At 72.1% G+C, this 16973-nt stretch carries 11 protein-coding genes; 8 read left to right on the top strand and 3 right to left on the bottom strand.

Going from position 1 to position 16973, the window contains the following annotated elements; genetic code table 11:
• Window positions 1-311 precede the first annotated feature (311 nt).
• Window positions 312-2147, top strand: coding sequence for a chitinase (locus FF041_RS28040; protein ID WP_323392913.1), 1836 nt, complete (start codon window positions 312-314; stop codon window positions 2145-2147).
• On the opposite strand, the gene FF041_RS28045 is transcribed toward FF041_RS28040, so the two are convergent.
• Both FF041_RS28045 and gabT read right to left on the bottom strand, forming a co-directional pair.
• The gene (locus FF041_RS28045; protein ID WP_153525420.1) at window positions 2083-2964 is read right to left on the bottom strand and encodes a phosphatase PAP2 family protein; all 882 of its coding nucleotides are present in this window, start codon (window positions 2962-2964) and stop codon (window positions 2083-2085) included. The genes FF041_RS28040 and FF041_RS28045 overlap by 65 nt on opposite strands.
• Before the next feature lie 237 nt (window positions 2965-3201).
• Window positions 3202-4536, bottom strand: coding sequence for a 4-aminobutyrate--2-oxoglutarate transaminase (gabT, locus tag FF041_RS28050; RefSeq protein ID WP_153525421.1), 1335 nt, complete (start codon window positions 4534-4536; stop codon window positions 3202-3204).
• A gap of 332 nt (window positions 4537-4868) precedes the next feature.
• Here gabT and FF041_RS28055 point away from each other — a divergent pair, with 332 nt between their 5' ends.
• Complete coding sequence (locus tag FF041_RS28055; protein WP_228388671.1) at window positions 4869-7238, top strand: type IV secretory system conjugative DNA transfer family protein; 2370 nt, start codon at window positions 4869-4871, stop codon at window positions 7236-7238.
• Window positions 7239-7345: 107 nt separating this feature from the next.
• Here the strand turns inward: FF041_RS28055 and FF041_RS28060 are convergent, their stop codons facing one another.
• A complete protein-coding gene (locus FF041_RS28060; RefSeq protein ID WP_153525422.1) occupies window positions 7346-7984 on the bottom strand; it encodes a flavin reductase family protein in 639 nt (212 codons plus the stop codon).
• Window positions 7985-8370: 386 nt separating this feature from the next.
• On the opposite strand from FF041_RS28060, the gene FF041_RS28065 reads away from it, so the two are divergent.
• The 6 genes from FF041_RS28065 to FF041_RS28090 form a co-directional block, all read left to right on the top strand.
• Window positions 8371-9942 carry a PucR family transcriptional regulator gene (locus FF041_RS28065; RefSeq protein WP_153525423.1) on the top strand — a complete coding sequence of 524 codons (1572 nt, stop codon included), beginning with the start codon at window positions 8371-8373 and terminating at the stop codon, window positions 9940-9942.
• Window positions 9943-10272: 330 nt separating this feature from the next.
• Window positions 10273-11718: an aldehyde dehydrogenase family protein gene (locus FF041_RS28070; protein ID WP_153525424.1), complete on the top strand. Its 1446-nt coding sequence runs from the start codon at window positions 10273-10275 to the stop codon at window positions 11716-11718.
• A gap of 230 nt (window positions 11719-11948) precedes the next feature.
• Entirely contained in the window at window positions 11949-13898 is a 1950-nt protein-coding gene (locus FF041_RS28075; RefSeq protein ID WP_153525425.1) for an acyl-CoA dehydrogenase family protein, read from the top strand.
• Window positions 13899-13993: 95 nt separating this feature from the next.
• On the top strand, window positions 13994-15244 hold the full coding sequence (gene dxr / locus FF041_RS28080; protein WP_153525426.1) for a 1-deoxy-D-xylulose-5-phosphate reductoisomerase: 1251 nt from the start codon (window positions 13994-13996) through the stop codon (window positions 15242-15244).
• On the top strand, window positions 15241-16542 hold the full coding sequence (locus tag FF041_RS28085; protein ID WP_153484548.1) for a M50 family metallopeptidase: 1302 nt from the start codon (window positions 15241-15243) through the stop codon (window positions 16540-16542). The genes dxr and FF041_RS28085 overlap by 4 nt, the downstream gene beginning before the upstream one ends.
• Window positions 16543-16705: 163 nt before the next feature.
• Window positions 16706-16973, top strand: a 268-nt coding sequence (locus FF041_RS28090) for a flavodoxin-dependent (E)-4-hydroxy-3-methylbut-2-enyl-diphosphate synthase (RefSeq protein WP_194292201.1), incomplete at its 3' end; no start/stop codon positions are given.

Raw genomic sequence — 16973 nt, forward strand, 5'->3', positions numbered from 1 at the left:
CGCCCGGGAGCCGCCCGGAAGCCGTGGTTCCGGGCGGCTCCCGGAGTCGTACGCCCGGCTCTGCCCGGAAGCCGTCGTTCCGGCCTCTCCCGGGGCTGGCCGGACGGCTCCGGGACGGCCTCTCCCGGAGCCGGCCGCCCGGCTCCGCCCGCCCCTCCCGGAACCGCTCGGACGGCCGCCGCTCACCCGCCGCACCCGCCGCCTATCTCCGGAGGTACCTGCCGGAGGCTGCCGGAGGTCTTGACAACCTCATTGGTCTGGACCAAATTGACCGCGCTCCCACTTCCATCCCCCCACGCACGGAGGCAGTTGTGGAACGCACCAGAGGGCGCGGCCGACGCCGCGCCGGATATCGCACCAGACTCACCGCCGCCCTCTCCGCGGCCGTCCTCGCCGTCAGCGGCCTCGTCGCCGCCGCGACCACCGCCGCGGCGGCCGACAGCGAACTCGCCGTCAACGGAGGCTTCGAAGCGGGCCTCACCGGCTGGAACTGCACGGCCGGCAGCGGCGCCGCCGTCAGCTCCCCCGTCCATGGCGGCGTCTCGGCGCTCAAGGCCACCCCGGCGGGCGGCGACAACGCCAAGTGCAGCCAGACGATCACCGTCAAGCCCAACTCCGACTACACCCTCAGCGGCTGGGTCCAGGGCGGCTACGTCTATCTGGGGGTCTCCGGCACCGGCACCTCCGACGTCTACACCTGGACGCCGTCGGCGAGCAGCTGGCAGAAGCTCTCCACCGCCTTCCGCACGGGCGCGGCCACCACCTCGGTCACCGTCTACACCCACGGCTGGTACGGCACCCCCGCCTACCACGCCGACGACATCTCCCTCTTCGGCCCCGGCGGCGACCCGGTCCAGATCCCGGCCGTCCCCACCGGGCTGACGGCGGGCTCGCCCGGCTCCACCTCCGTACCGCTGAGCTGGAACCCCGTACCGGGAGCCACCGGCTACAACGTCTACCGGGGCGGCGCCAAGGTCACCTCGGCGAGCAGCCCGTCGGCCACCGTCACCGGGCTCACCCCCTCGACCCCGTACAGCTTCCAGGTCACCGCGGTCAACAGCGCCGGTGAATCGGCGAAGTCCACGGCGGTGAGCGCCACGACCACCGGCGGCGGCGACCCGGGCGGCGGGCTGCCCGCCCACGCCCTCGTCGGCTATCTGCACAGCAGTTTCGCCAACGGCTCCGGCTACACCCGGCTCGCGGACGTGCCCGACTCCTGGGACGTCATCAATCTGGCCTTCGGCGAACCGACCTCGGTCACCTCGGGCGACATCCGCTTCAGCCTCTGCCCGGTCGCCGAGTGCCCGGGCGTCGAGTCCACCGCCGACTTCAAGGCCGCCATCAAGGCCAAGCAGGCGGCGGGCAAGACGGTGCTGATCTCCATCGGCGGCCAGAACGGACAGGTCCAGCTCGCCAGCACGGCGGCCCGCGACGCCTTCGTCACCTCCGTATCGAAGATCATCGACGACTACGGCCTCAACGGCCTGGACATCGACTTCGAAGGCCACTCCCTCTCGCTGAACACCGGGGACACCGACTTCCGCTCCCCGACGAGCCCGGTGATCGTCAATCTGATCTCGGCCGTCAAGACCCTCAAGGCGAAGTACGGCAAGGACTTCATCCTCACCATGGCGCCGGAGACCTTCTTCGTGCAGCTGGGGTACCAGTACTACGGCTCCGGCCCCTGGGGCGGCCAGGACCCGCGCGCCGGATCGTATCTCCCGGTCATCCACGCCCTGCGGGACGATCTCAGCCTGCTCCACGTCCAGCACTACAACTCGGGTCCGATCATGGGCCTGGACAACCAGTACCACACCATGGGCGGCGCGGACTTCGCCATCGCGATGACCGACATGCTGCTCACCGGCTTCCCGGTCGCGGGCAATCAGTCACGGATCTTCCCGCCGCTCCGTCCCGAGCAGGTCGCCATCGGCCTCCCGGCCTCCACCCAGGCGGCGGGCGGCCACACCCCGCCCGCGGAGGTGAACAAGGCGCTGGACTGTCTGACGAAGAAGACCAACTGCGGTTCGTACCAGACCCATGGCACCTATCCCGGGCTGCGCGGACTGATGACCTGGTCGATCAACTGGGACCGCTACAACCAGCAGCAGTTCTCCCGGAACTTCGACGCGTACACCTGGAGTTGATCCGGCGCGTACCGCTGGAGACGATCAGCAGCACCGCCGCGCACAGGCACCAGCTGCCCACCACGTCCAGCGGCCAGTGATAGCCGCGCAGGACCAGTCCCACGCCCGTCGCCAGGGAGAGCACCCCGGCGGCGGGCAGTGCCGCGTTCCGGAGCGCCTCCGGGAGGTAGGGGCCGAGCAGCAGGGCGGCTCCGGTGTACGCCGCCATCGCGGTCGCGGTATGGCCGGACGGGTAGTAGCCGGTGGCGTCGGTCAGCGGGCCCGGCCGGTCGATCAGCGCCTTCAGCGGGACGACGAGCGCGGGGACGGCGGCCATCGCGAGGACCGCGCCCAGCGCTTCGTACCGCCGGGCGGCGCGGTCGCGCAGCAGGGTGTACGCGATGGCCGCGGCGAGCACCGGCAGCGCGATGGCCACGGCGCCGAGGTCGGCGAGCGCCTCGGTCAGCGCCCGGGGACCGTGCCCCGCCAGCGCGCGCCCGGCGCGCTCATCCAGGGAGCGCAGCGGTCCGTCCGCCGCGATCTGCCAGGTGATCAGCGCGAAGAGGGCGGCACAGAGAACGACGGCACAGAGAGCGACGGCCGGGAGGGTACGGAGAAGGGCCGGCCGCTTCGGAACAGGGGGGGTGGTTCCGAAGCAGCCGGCCGGATCGGTCTGCCGCACGCCCCGGGGGGTTTGGGGCGAGCGGCTATCCGATCGGTGAGGAGTTCCGGAACGCGAGGCTCCGGTGGTGTGCGCGAACGCACACCCGGGACAAGGCTGGGGATGCGCTGTCCCGGGCTCGCTCGCAGTCCCCTGCGAGCGGGGTGTTTCTCTCATCTGCAGAAACCGTACGGCAGGGGGCGGGGGGACCGACAGCCGGATCTCCATCCCGCCATCGCCCCCCCACACGTTCTTCACAGGTAGCGACCGTTCCGCCTGGTCGGGGACCGGCCGGCAGGCTCTTCCGGAGCCGTCCGGGGTCCTACAGGGTCCTACAGGGACTTCCGGGGGGCTTTCGAACGCCGATCCGGAGGCGATCCGCCGAAAATTCGACGGGACCCCGCGGCGGGCCGGTCAGATGCCCGCGAAGGCCCGCTCGATGATGTCGAGACCCTCGTTCAGCAGGTCCTCGCCGATCACCAGCGGCGGCAGGAAGCGCAGCACATTGCCGTAGGTGCCACAGGTCAGCACCAGCACGCCCTCGGCGTGGCACGCCTTGGCCAGCGCGGCGGTCGCGGCCGGGTGCGGCTCCTTGGTGTCGCGGTCCTTCACCAGCTCGATCGCGATCATCGCGCCTCGGCCGCGGACGTCGCCGATGACGTCGAACTTCTCCTGCATCGCCGACAGCCGGCCCTTCATGACCTCCTCGATGCGCCTGGCCTTCGCGTTGAGGTCGAGCTCCTTCATGGTCTCGATCGCGCCGAGCGCGCCGGCGCAGGCCACCGGGTTGCCGCCGTAGGTGCCGCCGAGGCCGCCCGCGTGCGGGGCGTCCATGATCTCGGCGCGGCCGGTGACGGCGGCGAGCGGAAGGCCGCCCGCGATGCCCTTGGCGGTGGTGATCAGGTCCGGGACGACGCCCTCGTCCTCACAGGCGAACCACTGGCCGGTGCGGCAGAAGCCCGACTGGATCTCGTCCGCGACGAACACGATCCCGTTGTCCTTCGCGAACTGCGCGATCGCCGGGAGGAAGCCCTTGGCGGGCTCGATGAAGCCGCCCTCGCCGAGCACCGGCTCGATGATGATCGCGGCGACGTTCTCCGCGCCGATCTGCTTGCTGATCTGGTCGATGGCCTGCGCGGACGCCTCGGCCCCGGCGTTCTCGGCACCGGTCGGCCAGCGGTAGCCGTACGCCACCGGCACCCGGTAGACCTCGGGCGCGAACGGCCCGAAGCCCTGCTTGTACGGCATGTTCTTGGCCGTCAGCGCCATGGTGAGGTTGGTACGGCCGTGGTAGCCGTGGTCGAAGACGACGACCGCCTGGCGCTTGGTGTACGCACGGGCGATCTTGACGGCGTTCTCGACGGCCTCCGCGCCGGAGTTGAAGAGCGCGGACTTCTTGGCGTGATCACCCGGGGTGAGCTCGGCGAGCGCCTCGGCGACCTCCACATACCCCTCGTAGGGCGTCACCATGAAGCAGGTGTGGGTGAAGTCGGCGAGCTGGGCGGCGGCCCGGCGCACCACGGCCTCGGCGCTCGCGCCGACGCTGGTCACGGCGATGCCAGAACCGAAGTCGATCAGCCGGTTGCCGTCGACGTCCTCGATGATCCCGCCCCCGGCGCGCGCCGTGAAGACGGGCAGCACGGACCCCACTCCGCTGGCGACCGTGGCGGTCCGGCGGGCCTGAAGCTCGATCGACTTGGGGCCGGGAATGGCGGTGACGACGCGGCGCTCCTGCGGGATAGCGGTCATGAGGGGCTCCTGGGGGTGCTCTGGACGCTGCTTTTTCTTTACGCGCAGGCTAGGGGCGGGGGAGGGGGGCGGGCATGCGCCGTTCGGGAGTGTTGAGGGGCAGGCGGTTGTCCTCACCGGACATAGGCGGACCGGACACCCGATCCCGGGCGCGGGCGCACTCCGCCCGGGGGAATCGGTGAACTCCCCGCACCGGGGCACTAGATTGACGGTGCACAGAGCGGGCCTGGCTGGTCAGGGGGCAGCGGTTGATGGATTCCGACGACACATTCGACGCACACGGCAGACGGTCCGGCCCTGTGCCACCGCCCGTGGCGCCCCCGCCCCGCCCCATGACAGCGCCCGGCCCACCGCCGTCCGCGGCGTGCGGTCCACCGCCGTCCGCGGCGTGCGGTCCACCGCCGTCCGCTGTGCCTGGCCCGTCGCCGTCGCCGTCGCCGTCTGCCGTGCCTGGTCCATCGCCGTCCCGGCCCACAGCGCCAGCCGACCCGTCGCCGTCCGCCGAGTCCGGCCCGTCGCCGTCCGCCGTGCCCCGGCCCGCCGGGCCGCCACCGGGGGCCACCGGAATCCCCGTCGGCCCGCCGCCCGGGGCCCCTGGTTCCCCCGGGATCGCCGGACCGCCGCCGGGACCCCTGGGACACCCGGGACCCCTGGGACACCCGGGCCCCCCGGGATCCCCGGCGATCCCCGCCGTCCCGGGCCACGCGCCCACCACCCGCCCCGACCTCGCCGACTGGCTGCGCATCCCCCGGCCCGCCGCCGACCCCGGGATCTGGCGGCTCGGCCACCGCGCCCGCCCCGAGGAGGAGCCCGACCGGATCCCCGCCCGCAGACTCTTCGCCGGGGCGGTCATCGCCCTGCTCAGCGGCTGGCTGCTCTGGTCCCTGCTCTGGAACGGCTATCTCGGGACCTACTGGATCTGGCCCCTGCTCGTGCTGACCCCGGACTCCTGGCGCTCCGACCCGCCCGTCTGGGCCGCCGCCAGTTACACCTACTACGCGATCGTCGGCGGCGGGATGCTGGTGTTCTTCGCCCGGATCGGCCATGTGCCCGAGATCTGGCGCCGCTACGCGCGCCGCGAGGGCCGCCCCGTCGCCCCACCGCCGCCGCCCGCCGGGGCCGACCCCGCCGAATGGCCCGAACTGCGCGCCGCCGGGCTCGCCGACGCCGCGCACCGCCTCACCGAGGCCACCCGCGCCGGAGCCCTCCACGACGTGGACTACGCCAGGATCAGACGCGCCTGGCAGGGCGTCCGGGCCCGGCCGGACCTGCTCGCCTCGTTCGCCGACACCGTGCGCGCACACGGCCCGGCCGCCTGCGCCCACCCCTCCGGCGTACGCGATCTGAGCGTCCGAGCCGCCACCCACGACCTGGCCACCGCACAGGTCAGAATCGGCACCGCCGCCGACGACCCCCGCAACCCCTACGCCCGCCGCACCACCGGCGTCGCCCTCGACCCCACGCTGCTCGGGACCTCACTGCTGGCCGTCGGGCCCTCCGGATCCGGCAAGAGCGTGCGGCTGGTGCGGCCCGTCGTCGAGTCGATGTGTCTGCTCGCGCTCGCCAACCGCGCCGCCGTCGTCGCCGTCACCGCCCACGGCGCCCAGCTCGCCCCCGACGACGCCTTCGACCTCGTCATCTCCGTCGGACGGCCCGAGTCCACCCACGACCTCGACCTCTACGGCGGCGCCGACGACCCCGACGAAGCCGCCCGCACCCTCGCCGAAGCCCTTGTCGGCGACCTCGCCGCCACCCTCCCCGGCGGCGACAGCCGACGCGCCGCCACCGCGCTGGCCCAGCTGATCGGGCCGTACCACGCCGTCCACGGACACTTCCCCGCCGTACCCGAGCTACGCGAACTCCTCGGCGGCACGCCCGCCGCCGTCGCCGGGCTGCGGACCGCGCTCACCGCCCAGGGCGCCCCCGGCGCGGCCCTGCTGCGCGAGCTGGACGCCCGCGAGCGCCAGTCCGCCCGCGCCGACGACATCGGCATACTCCTCGCCGAACGCATCGCCTTCCTCGACCGGCCCGCCTTCACCCGCTTCTTCCGCACCGACGGCGCCGGACGGCAGTTCTCGCTGCGCGCCATCGAACATCCGCTGCGCGTCCGCGTCGATCTGCCCGAACGCGGCCACGCCGAGGCGTCCCGCATCCTCGCCCGGCTCATCCTCGCCCAGTTCACCGAGGCCGCCCTCGGCCGCCGCGACCGGTCGCTCTTCGCCGCGCTCGTCCTCGACGACGCCACCTCCACCGTCACCGCCGACTCGGTACGCGCCATCCAGCGGCTCCGCTCCGCCAACGCCGGAGCGGTGCTCGCCCTGCGCACCCTGGAGGACGTGCCCGAGCCGCTGCGGGGACCGCTGCTCGGCGCGGTCGGCTGCCGGATGGCCTTCGCCGGGCTCGCGCCCTGGGACGGCAACCGGTTCGCCGAGACCTGGGGCACCGAATGGGTGCAGACCCGCGATGTCACCAACCGGCAGATCATCTCGGACGAGCCCCTCACCAAGGCCGTGCACCTGATGCGCCGCCTGGTCACCGGCAAGGCCGCCACCGCCGAGGCGGTCACCGTCCGCGAGGTCGAGCGCGCCCGCTGGTCCGCATCCGACCTCGCGCATCTGGTGCCCGCGGGACACGCCGTGCTCTCGCTGACGACCGTACGGGGCGAGCACACGCCCCCGCTCCTGGTCGACCTTCGGACCTAGGTCGTGTCCTCAAAGTCCCGTCTGCCTGCCGTGCCCTAGGAGTGTTGTCCGGGGACATGGGCGACACGCGTGCCGGGTGCTTGAACGGGTGACCGCCGGACGCTTGCTCAGACGGCCGTCGTCCGGAGCTCGTGCGGCATGTTCCAGCCCTCGGCGAGTCTCGACGGGTGAACGTTGTCCCCACCGCCGAAGAACTCGCAGAACTTCATGATCAGCGGGTCCCAGCCGAGCGGGTCCACATAGTGCGTCCCCGGGATGACCAGGTCCTCCTCGACATGGGCGCGAAGGACTTCGACCTCGAAGGCGGTGGCGTGCGACGCGGGACCGCCGAAGGGATGGGCCGAGACGACGCGGCACTCCAGCTGGACCGGACATTCCGCGACCCTGGGGGCCCGGACCAGGTCCGACGCCTGTTCGGTCAGCTGTGCGGTCGAGAACTTGTCCGGCTCGTAACGGTAGCCCTGCTTCACCTTGTAGTCCGGCACGGCCGGCTTCCCGGTGGTGAGCGCGATCCGGTCGACGACATGGACCATCGCCGACGAGGGCAGGTTGAGCACGCACTCGCCCTCTCTGAGCAGGTTCGCGGTGGTCTGGGCATTGTTGCCGAGACCGAGCATGCACGACTGGCCCAGCCACCACGCCGAGGACATCGGCGCCAGGTTCGCCGTGCCGTCCTCGTTGAGTGAGCTGATCAGCACCACCGGCGTTCCGAAGTACAGGACCTTGAGACCGGGGACGACATGCATGCGCTGTGCCTTTCGCGAAATGCCGGACGGACAGACCCGCGATCAGGAACACGAGCCGTCGCCGACTCTCTCGTGGGCGAGACCACCGGCGCTGGCGGAAATACGACATCGCGTTTCGGACGAGTGAAGCGATCGTCCGATGAGAGATCCGATGAGAGAACCGATGAGAGAACCGACCCGGCGTTGATTGCCGGGACACGCTCCCCGGCCCTGCGGACCTGGGGAGACCCCATGCACCAGGACCCCGCTCACTGATCCGGCCCGATCCATCGGAAAACGCCCTGGCACCGGTCATCCCCTGCTACGGGATGGCAGAATCACAGCATGCCGTTCATACGGGACGGCGAAATCCCACGCACCCGGCCCCGAAGGTCTCCGAAGCTCCCATGCCGCCCACCCTCGCCTCGCTCGTCCAGCACTCGGCGCTCAAGCTCACCGTGCGCGCGGGGGAGGACCGGCTGGAGACCCCCGTGCGCTGGGCGCATGTCAGCGAGCTCGCCGACCCCGTCCCGTACATGGAAGGCGGCGAGCTGCTGCTCGTCACCGCGATGACCCTCGACGCCGAGGACCGCGAGGCCATGCGCCGCTATGTGCGCAGACTGGCCGGGGCGGGCGTCGTCGGGCTCGGCTTCGCGGTCGGCGTCTACTACCAGGACATCCCCGAGGCGCTGGTCGACGCGGCGCGGGAAGCGGACTTCCCGCTGCTCGCCGTGCCGCGCCGGACCCCTTTTCTCGCCATCAGCAAGGCGGTCTCGGCGGCGATCGCCGCCGATCAGTACCGGTCCGTGACCGCCGGATTCGAGGCCCAGCGCGAACTGACCCGGGCCGCGCTCGCCGACGGCCCGGCCGCCGTCGTGGCCCGGCTCGCCGCCCATGTCCATGGCTGGGCCGCGCTCTACGACGCCTCCGGAGCCGTCGTCGCCGCGTCGCCCGAGTGGGCCGGCCGCAGGGCCGCCCGGCTCACCCCCGACGTACAGCGGCTGCGGGAGCGCTCCCTGCCCGCGAGCTCGGTGGTCGCGGACACCGGGGACGACCGGGTCGAGCTCCAGGCGCTGGGCACCGGGCGGCAGCTGCGCGGCGCGCTCGCGGTCGGCACGGGGACCGCGCCGGGCACCGCCGAGCGGTACGCCGTGCACTCCGCCGTCGCCCTGCTCACCCTCGCCACCGCCCGCTCGCGCTCCCTCCAGCGGGCGGAGCAGCGCCTGGGGGCCGCGGTGCTGAGGATGCTGCTGTCGGGGCAGCCCGACCACGCCCGCGCGGTCGCCGGGGATCTGTACGGGACGCTGCTCGACATGCCCTTCCGGCTGCTGATCGCCGAACCGGCCGGTGAGGAGGCGGACCGCGGGGGCGCACAGCCGCTCCAGGAGCTGGCCGAATCGCTGGAGTCGGCGGCTGCCCGTGCGGGGGAGCCGGTGCTCACGGTGCCGGAGACCGAGGACCGTCTGGTGGTGCTGGCCGCCGACGGCGGCGCGGTGGTCACGGCCTGTGCCGCCGTCTACGGGGCCAAGGAGACGGAGGACGCCGAGGTGGTCCTCGGGCTCTCGGCCCCGACCGGGCCGATCGCCGCCGCGGGCGCGTACAAACAGTCCGAACAGGCCCTGTCGGTGGCCCGCAGACGGGGACTCGCGCTGGTCGAGCACGAGGAGCTGGCCGCAGGGTCGATCCTTCCGCTGCTGGCCGACGACGCCGTCCGCGCCTTCGCCGACGGGATGCTGCGCGCGCTGTACGAGCACGACGCGACGGGCCGCGGCGATCTGGTGGCCTCCCTGCGCGCCTGGCTCTCCCGCCACGGCCAGTGGGACGCGGCGGCGGCGGAGCTGGGCGTCCACCGCCACACCCTCCGCTACCGCATGCGCCGGGTGGAGGAGATCCTCGGCCGCTCGCTGGACGATCCGGACGTCCGGATGGAGCTCTGGCTGGCACTGAAGACCTCGGCGGGCCCTGCCCCGCGCGCCTGAGGGCGACCGGCCCCGCCTGCCGGGGCCGGGGCCCGCGCACCCATGCCGCCCCCCCCGCCGCCACGGCCCGCGCTTTCCCACTTCCTTCCCCGCCTCCGTCCGGGAAGCGCCGTGGCCGACCGGCCGGTACGGCGCTGAGCGCGCTCCGGAGGCCCCTCGCAGGAACGGCGGGACGCCGAGCGCGCTCGGCGTCCCGCCGTAGGCGTCTCTCCGCCCTCGCCAAAGCGGCGGGAAACAGCCGCCGATCACTCCACCCCGGACAACCCCCCGAACTCCCTCCCGGTCCTACCGTGGTCGGACGCACCCCATCTATCTCGGAAGGGCCGGGACATGACCTCCACCCACGCCTTCTGGCTCGCCGGCCGCCAGGCCACCGGCGAGACCTCCTTCGACGTCACCAACTCGTGGGACGGACGTCTCGTCGGCAAGGTCTCCGTCCCCACCGAAGCGCAGGTCGAGGAGGCCGTCGCCGCCGCCCACGCGGTACGCGACGAGTTCGCCGCGACCCCGGCCCATGTCCGCGCCGCCGCCCTCGACCATGTCTCCAAGCGGCTCGCCGAGCGCACCGAGGAGATCGCCCAGCTGATCTCCGCCGAGAACGGCAAGCCGATCAAGTGGGCCCGCGGCGAGGTCGGCCGCGCCGTCTCCGTCTTCCGGTTCGCCGCCGAGGAGGCCCGCCGCTTCAACGGCGGCGAGGCCCAGCGCCTCGACACCGACGCGGGCGGCACCGGCCGGCTCGCCCTCACCCGCCGCATCCCCCGGGGCACCGTCCTCGGCATCGCGCCGTTCAACTTCCCGCTGAACCTCAGCGCCCACAAGGTCGCCCCGGCCATCGCGGTCGGCGCCCCGATCATCCTCAAGCCCGCCCCGGCCACCCCCCTCTCCTCCCTGGTCCTGGGCGAGCTGCTGGCCGAGACCGACCTCCCGGCCGGCTCCTGGTCCGTCCTTCCGGTGCCCAACGACCGGATGCCCGCACTCGTCCAGGACGAGCGGCTGCCGGTGATCTCCTTCACCGGCTCCGGCCCGGTCGGCTACGCGATCATGGACTCCGTCCCGCGCAAGCACTGCACCCTGGAGCTGGGCGGCAACGGCGCCGCCGTCGTCCTCGGCGACTGGTCCTCCGAGCAGGACCTGGACTGGGCGGCGACCCGCATCGCCACCTTCTCCAACTACCAGGGCGGCCAGTCCTGCATCTCCGTGCAGCGGGTGATCGCCGACTCCGCCGTCTACGGCCGGCTGCTCCCGAAGATCGTCGCCGCCGTCGAGGCCCAGGTCACCGGAGACCCCTCCGACTCCGCCACCGACGTCGGCCCGCTGGTCAGCGAGGACGCCGCCAAGCGCGTCGAGTCCTGGGTGGACGAGGCGGTCAAGGCCGGCGCCAAGCTCCTCACCGGCGGCGAGCGCGACGGCGCGACCTACGCCCCGACCGTGCTCGCCGAGGTCCCGGCCGGTACCACCCTCGCCTGCGAGGAGGTCTTCGGACCCGTCCTCACGGTCACCGAGGTGACCGGCGAGGCCGAGGCGTTCGCCGCCGTCAACGACTCGCCGTACGGCCTTCAGGCCGGCGTCTTCACCCACGATGTGCAGACCGCCTTCCGCGCCCACCGCGCCCTGGAGGTCGGCGGCGTGATCATCGGCGACGTGCCCTCCTACCGCGCCGACCAGATGCCCTACGGCGGCGCCAAGCAGTCCGGCGTCGGGCGCGAGGGCGTCGCCTACGCGATGGACGACTACACCTACGAGCGGGTGCTGGTCCTCACCGGACTGGCCCTGTAGCCGCCCGGCGACCCGATGGACCACGGCCGGAGCCCACTGTGCGGGGGCTCCGGCCGTTCCCGTACCCCCTCGCGCTCCCGGAGAGCCGTCCGCAGACCTCCCGGAGACTGGTGGAAGGGTCCGGAATCAGGTAGTACGGACGAGTAGCACCGGTCGGCAGCAGGGGACCGCCCCGGCCCTGTGAAAGCCCTCCGACGCCCGGAAACCCGACTCGCGGCGAGGTGGACCTCATGACCGCACCACTGGAGACGAACCGGCCCCCCAAGGTCAGCGAGCAAGAGGCACGGCGGGTCGCCGAGGCCGCGCGCGAGCAGGACTGGCATAAGCCCAGCTTCGCCAAGGAGCTCTTCCTGGGCCGGTTCCGGCTCGATCTCATCCATCCGCACCCCCTCCCCGCCGGGGAGGACACCCGGCGCGGCGAGGAGTTCCTCCACCGGCTCCGCGCATTCTGCGAGAGCCGGATCGACGGCGCGCTCATCGAGCGCGAGGCCCGTATCCCCGACGAGGTGATCAACGGCCTCAGAGAGATCGGCGCGCTCGGGATGAAGATCGACGTCAAGTACGGCGGACTCGGCCTCACCCAGGTGTACTACAACAAGGCCCTCGCGCTCGTCGGCTCCGCCAGCCCCGCCATCGGCGCGCTGCTCTCCGCGCATCAGTCGATCGGCGTACCCCAGCCGCTCAAACTGTTCGGCACCGAGGAACAGAAGGACGCCTTCCTCCCCCGGCTCGCCCGCCATGACATCTCCGCCTTCCTCCTCACCGAGCCCGACGTCGGCTCCGACCCGGCCCGCCTCGCCACCACCGCCGTACCGGACGGCGACTCCTACGTCCTGGACGGCGTCAAGCTGTGGACGACCAACGGCGTCGTCGCGGATCTCCTGGTCGTCATGGCCCGGGTCCCGAAGTCCGAGGGCCACCGGGGCGGCATCACCGCCTTCGTCGTCGAGGCGTCGAGCGAGGGCATCACCGTGGAGCACCGCAACGCCTTCATGGGCCTGCGCGGCCTGGAGAACGGCGTCACCCGCTTCCACGCCGTCAGGGTCCCCGCGGCCAACCGCGTCGGCCCCGAGGGCGCCGGCCTCAAAATCGCCCTCACCACCCTCAACACCGGCCGGCTCTCGCTCCCCGCCATGTGCGTCGGCGCGGGCAAATGGTGTCTGAAGATCGCCCGTGAATGGTCCGCGGCCCGTGAGCAGTGGGGCAGACCGGTCGCCCGGCATGAAGCGGTCGGCGCGAAGATCTCCTTCATCGCCGCCACCACCTTCGCCCTCGAAGCCGTGCTCGACCTCTCCTCCCAGATGGCCGACGAGGACCGCAACGACATCCGCATCGAAGCCGCCCTCGCCAAGCTGTACGGCTCCGAGATGGCCTGGCTGATCGCCGATGAGCTGGTCCAGATCCGCGGCGGCCGGGGCTTCGAGACCGCCGACTCGCTCGCCGCCCGGGGCGAGCGCGCCGTACCCGCCGAGCAGATCCTGCGCGATCTGCGCATCAACCGGATCTTCGAGGGCTCCACCGAGATCATGCATCTGCTGATCGCCCGGGAGGCCGTCGACGCCCACCTCAAGGTGGCGGGCGACCTGATCGACCCGGAGAAGTCCGTGGGCGACAAGGCCAGAGCGGGCGCCCAGGCCACCGCCTTCTACGCCCGCTGGCTGCCCCGGCTGGTCGCCGGACCCGGTCAGCTCCCGCGCACCTACGGCGAATTCCACCCGGCGGGCCATGCCGACCTGGCGACGCACCTCCGCTTCATCGAGCGCTCCGCCCGCAAGCTCGCCCGCTCGACCTTCTACGCCATGTCCCGCTGGCAGGGCCGGATGGAGACCAAACAGGGCTTCCTCGGCCGGATCGTCGACATCGGGGCCGAGCTGTTCGCGATGAGCGCCGCCTGCGTCCGCGCCGAGCTGCTGCGCACCACCGGTGAGCACGGCAGGGAGGCGTACCAGCTCGCCGACGTGTTCTGCCGGCAGGCCAGGATCAGGGTGGAGGAGCTGTTCACCCGGCTCTGGGCGAACACCGACGACATCGACCGCAAGGTGGTGGACGGGGTGCTCGCCGGGCGGTACGCCTGGCTGGAGGAGGGCATCGTCGACCCCGGCGGCGAGGGGCCCTGGATCGCCGACGCCACCCCCGGTCCCTCCGTACACGACAACGCCCACCGGCCCATCCCCGGGTGAGCCGGGGGCCGCCCTTCCGGCCACGGAGAGGCACGGAGAGGTATGGCGGGTGAGCCCCTGTCCACACACCTCTCCCTTACGGACACAATGGGGGGATGAGCGACAGCCCATCCCCCCTCGCCGACCCGCATATCGCCTTCGACCCGGCCGAAGGGCGGCGGGACGTCGTCGTCCTCGGCGCCACCGGGTCCATCGGCACCCAGGCCATCGACCTCGCCCTGCGCAACCCCGACCGCTTCAGGGTCACCGCGCTCTCCGCCGCGGGCGGACGTGTGGGACTCCTGGCCGAGCAGGCCAGGCGGCTGCGGGTGCGGGCGGTCGCGGTGGCCCGCGAGGACGCCGTGCCCGCGCTGCGGGAGGCCCTGTCCGCGCAGTACGGCGCCGAGCCCGTCCCCGAGATCCTGGCCGGACCGGAGGCGGCGGCCCAGCTCGCCGCCTCCGAATGCCACACCGTGCTCAACGGCATCACCGGCTCCATCGGACTCGCCCCGACCCTCGCCGCGCTGAAGGCGGGCCGCACCCTCGCCCTCGCCAACAAGGAGTCGCTCATCGTCGGCGGGCCGCTGGTGAAGGCCCTCGCCCGGCCCGGCCAGATCATCCCGGTGGACTCCGAGCACACCGCCATCTTCCAGTCCCTGGCGGCCGGCACCCGCGCCGATGTGCGCAAGCTGGTGGTCACCGCGTCCGGCGGCCCCTTCCGCGGCCGGACCCGGGCGGAGCTGGCGGATGTCACCCCCGCCGACGCGCTCGCCCACCCCACCTGGGCCATGGGCCCGGTGATCACGGTCAACAGCGCGACCCTGGTCAACAAGGGCCTGGAGGTGATCGAGGCGCATCTCCTCTACGACGTGCCCTTCGACCGGATCGAGGTCGTCGTCCACCCCCAGTCCTACGTTCACTCCATGGTGGAGTTCATCGACGGCTCGACCATCGCCCAGGCCACCCCGCCCGATATGACGGGCTCGATCGCGGTCGGCATCGGCTGGCCCGAGCGGGTGCCCGACGCGGCCCCCGCCTTCGACTGGACCCAGGCGTCGACCTGGGAGTTCCTCCCGCTCGACACCGAGGCGTTCCCCTCGGTCGGGCTCGCCCGGCAGGTGGGCGAGGCCGGCGGCACCGCCCCCGCCGTGTTCAACGCCGCGAACGAGGAATGCGTCGACGCGTTTCTCGACGGACGGCTGCCGTTCAACGGAATCATGGATACGGTCACGGAAGTCGTCACCGAACACGGGGCGCCCGCGCGCGGGACCTCGCTGACGGTGTCGGACGTCCTGGAAGCGGAGAGCTGGGCCCGGGCCAGGGCCCGGGAGCTGGCAGCGAAGGCCACAGCGGAGGCTCGCGCATGACATTGCTGTTGACCATCCTCGGCATCGCGCTGTTCGCCGTGGGGCTGCTCTTCTCCATCGCCTGGCATGAGCTGGGCCATCTCTCGACGGCCAAGCTCTTCGGCATCCGGGTGCCGCAGTACATGGTCGGCTTCGGCCCGACCCTCTGGTCCCGCCGCAAGGGCGAGACCGAGTACGGCATCAAGGCCATCCCCATGGGCGGCTACATCCGGATGATCGGAATGTTCCCGCCCGGCGAGGACGGCCGGATAGAGGCCCGGTCCACCTCGCCCTGGCGCGGAATGATCGAGGACGCGCGCACCGCCGCGTACGAGGAGCTCCAGCCGGGAGACGAGAAGCGGCTCTTCTACACGCGCAAGCCGTGGAAGCGCGTGATCGTGATGTTCGCCGGCCCGTTCATGAATCTGATCCTCGCCGTCGCGATCTTCCTCGGCATCTCCATGACCTTCGGGTTCGCCACCCAGACCACCGAGGTCGCGGGCGTCCAGAAATGCGTCATCGAGCAGAGCGAGGACCGCGACAAGTGCGCCGAGTCCGACCCGGTCTCGCCCGCCCGGCTCGCGGGACTGCGGACCGGCGACCGGATCACCGCCTTCAACGGGAAGCCCGTCGACGACTGGGCCGCCCTCTCCGACCGGATCCGCGACACCATCGGCCCCGCCACCCTCACCGTCGAGCGCGACGGCGAGACGAAGGTCCTCCACGCCGACCTGATCCAGAACACGGTGGCCGCGAAGGACTCCGACGGCGAGGTCATCCCGGAGAAGTTCGTCCCGGCCGGCTACCTCGGCTTCGCCGCCAAGACCGAGATCCTGCCACTCTCCTTCGTCGACTCCGTCGACCGGATGGGCGACATGCTGGAGAACGGCGTGGAGTCGATCATCGCACTTCCCGCCAAGATCCCGGATCTGTGGGACGCCGCCTTCGGCGACGGCGAACGCAAGGACGACTCCCCGGTGGGCGTCGTCGGCGCGGCCCGGATCAGCGGCGAGGTGATGAACCTCGATGTGCCGACGCAGAACATCGTCGCCAGCTTCCTGATGCTGCTCGCGGGCTTCAACCTCTCGCTCTTCCTCTTCAACATGCTGCCGCTGCTGCCGCTGGACGGCGGACATATCGCGGGAGCGCTCTGGGAATCCGTACGCCGCAAGGTGGCCCGGCTCTTCCGGCGGCCCGACCCCGGCCCGTTCGACGTGGCCAAGCTGATGCCGGTCGCCTATGTGGTGGCGGGCGTCTTCATCTGCTTCACCCTGTTGGTGCTCGTCGCCGACATCGTCAATCCAGTCAAGATCAGCTGAGCCGGGCTCCGGCGGCCGGGTGCCTCACAGCACCCGGCCGCTCACCTGTGCGGGGGCGTTTTCGGGCGCGCGATGTGCTTGCTGTGACGGTGGTGCCGTAATCTCGATTGCTGGAGCCCGCCGATGTCGGGACCTCGATCCACACCTTGGGGTTGCACAGCTGATGACCGCGATTTCTCTCGGTATGCCTTCCGTTCCGATCAAACTCGCAGACCGACGGGTCAGCCGGAAGATCCAGGTCGGGTCAGTGGCCGTCGGCGGCGACGCCCCCGTGTCCGTGCAGTCGATGACCACCACGCGGACCGCCGACGTCAACGCCACTCTCCAGCAGATCGCGGAGCTCACCGCGTCCGGCTGCCAGATCGTGCGGATCGCCGTCCCCTCCCAGGACGACGCCGACGCGCTGTCGGTCATCGCGAGGAAGTCGCAGA

It is taken from the genome of Streptomyces jumonjinensis (genome assembly GCF_009600885.1).
Lineage (GTDB): Bacteria > Actinomycetota > Actinomycetes > Streptomycetales > Streptomycetaceae > Streptomyces > Streptomyces jumonjinensis.

What these genes read in the sequence shown, in the direction of transcription:
- FF041_RS28045 (WP_153525420.1), bottom strand. Translation starts at nt 2,964, where the DNA reads ATGAGAGAAACACCCCGCTCGCAGGGGACTGCGAGCGAGCCCGGGACA.
- gabT (WP_153525421.1), bottom strand. Translation starts at nt 4,536, where the DNA reads ATGACCGCTATCCCGCAGGAGCGCCGCGTCGTCACCGCCATTCCCGGC.
- FF041_RS28055 (WP_228388671.1), top strand. Translation starts at nt 4,869, where the DNA reads ATGACAGCGCCCGGCCCACCGCCGTCCGCGGCGTGCGGTCCACCGCCG.
- FF041_RS28060 (WP_153525422.1), bottom strand. Translation starts at nt 7,984, where the DNA reads ATGCATGTCGTCCCCGGTCTCAAGGTCCTGTACTTCGGAACGCCGGTG.
- FF041_RS28065 (WP_153525423.1), top strand. Translation starts at nt 8,371, where the DNA reads ATGCCGCCCACCCTCGCCTCGCTCGTCCAGCACTCGGCGCTCAAGCTC.
- FF041_RS28070 (WP_153525424.1), top strand. Translation starts at nt 10,273, where the DNA reads ATGACCTCCACCCACGCCTTCTGGCTCGCCGGCCGCCAGGCCACCGGC.
- FF041_RS28075 (WP_153525425.1), top strand. Translation starts at nt 11,949, where the DNA reads ATGACCGCACCACTGGAGACGAACCGGCCCCCCAAGGTCAGCGAGCAA.
- dxr (WP_153525426.1), top strand. Translation starts at nt 13,994, where the DNA reads ATGAGCGACAGCCCATCCCCCCTCGCCGACCCGCATATCGCCTTCGAC.
- FF041_RS28085 (WP_153484548.1), top strand. Translation starts at nt 15,241, where the DNA reads ATGACATTGCTGTTGACCATCCTCGGCATCGCGCTGTTCGCCGTGGGG.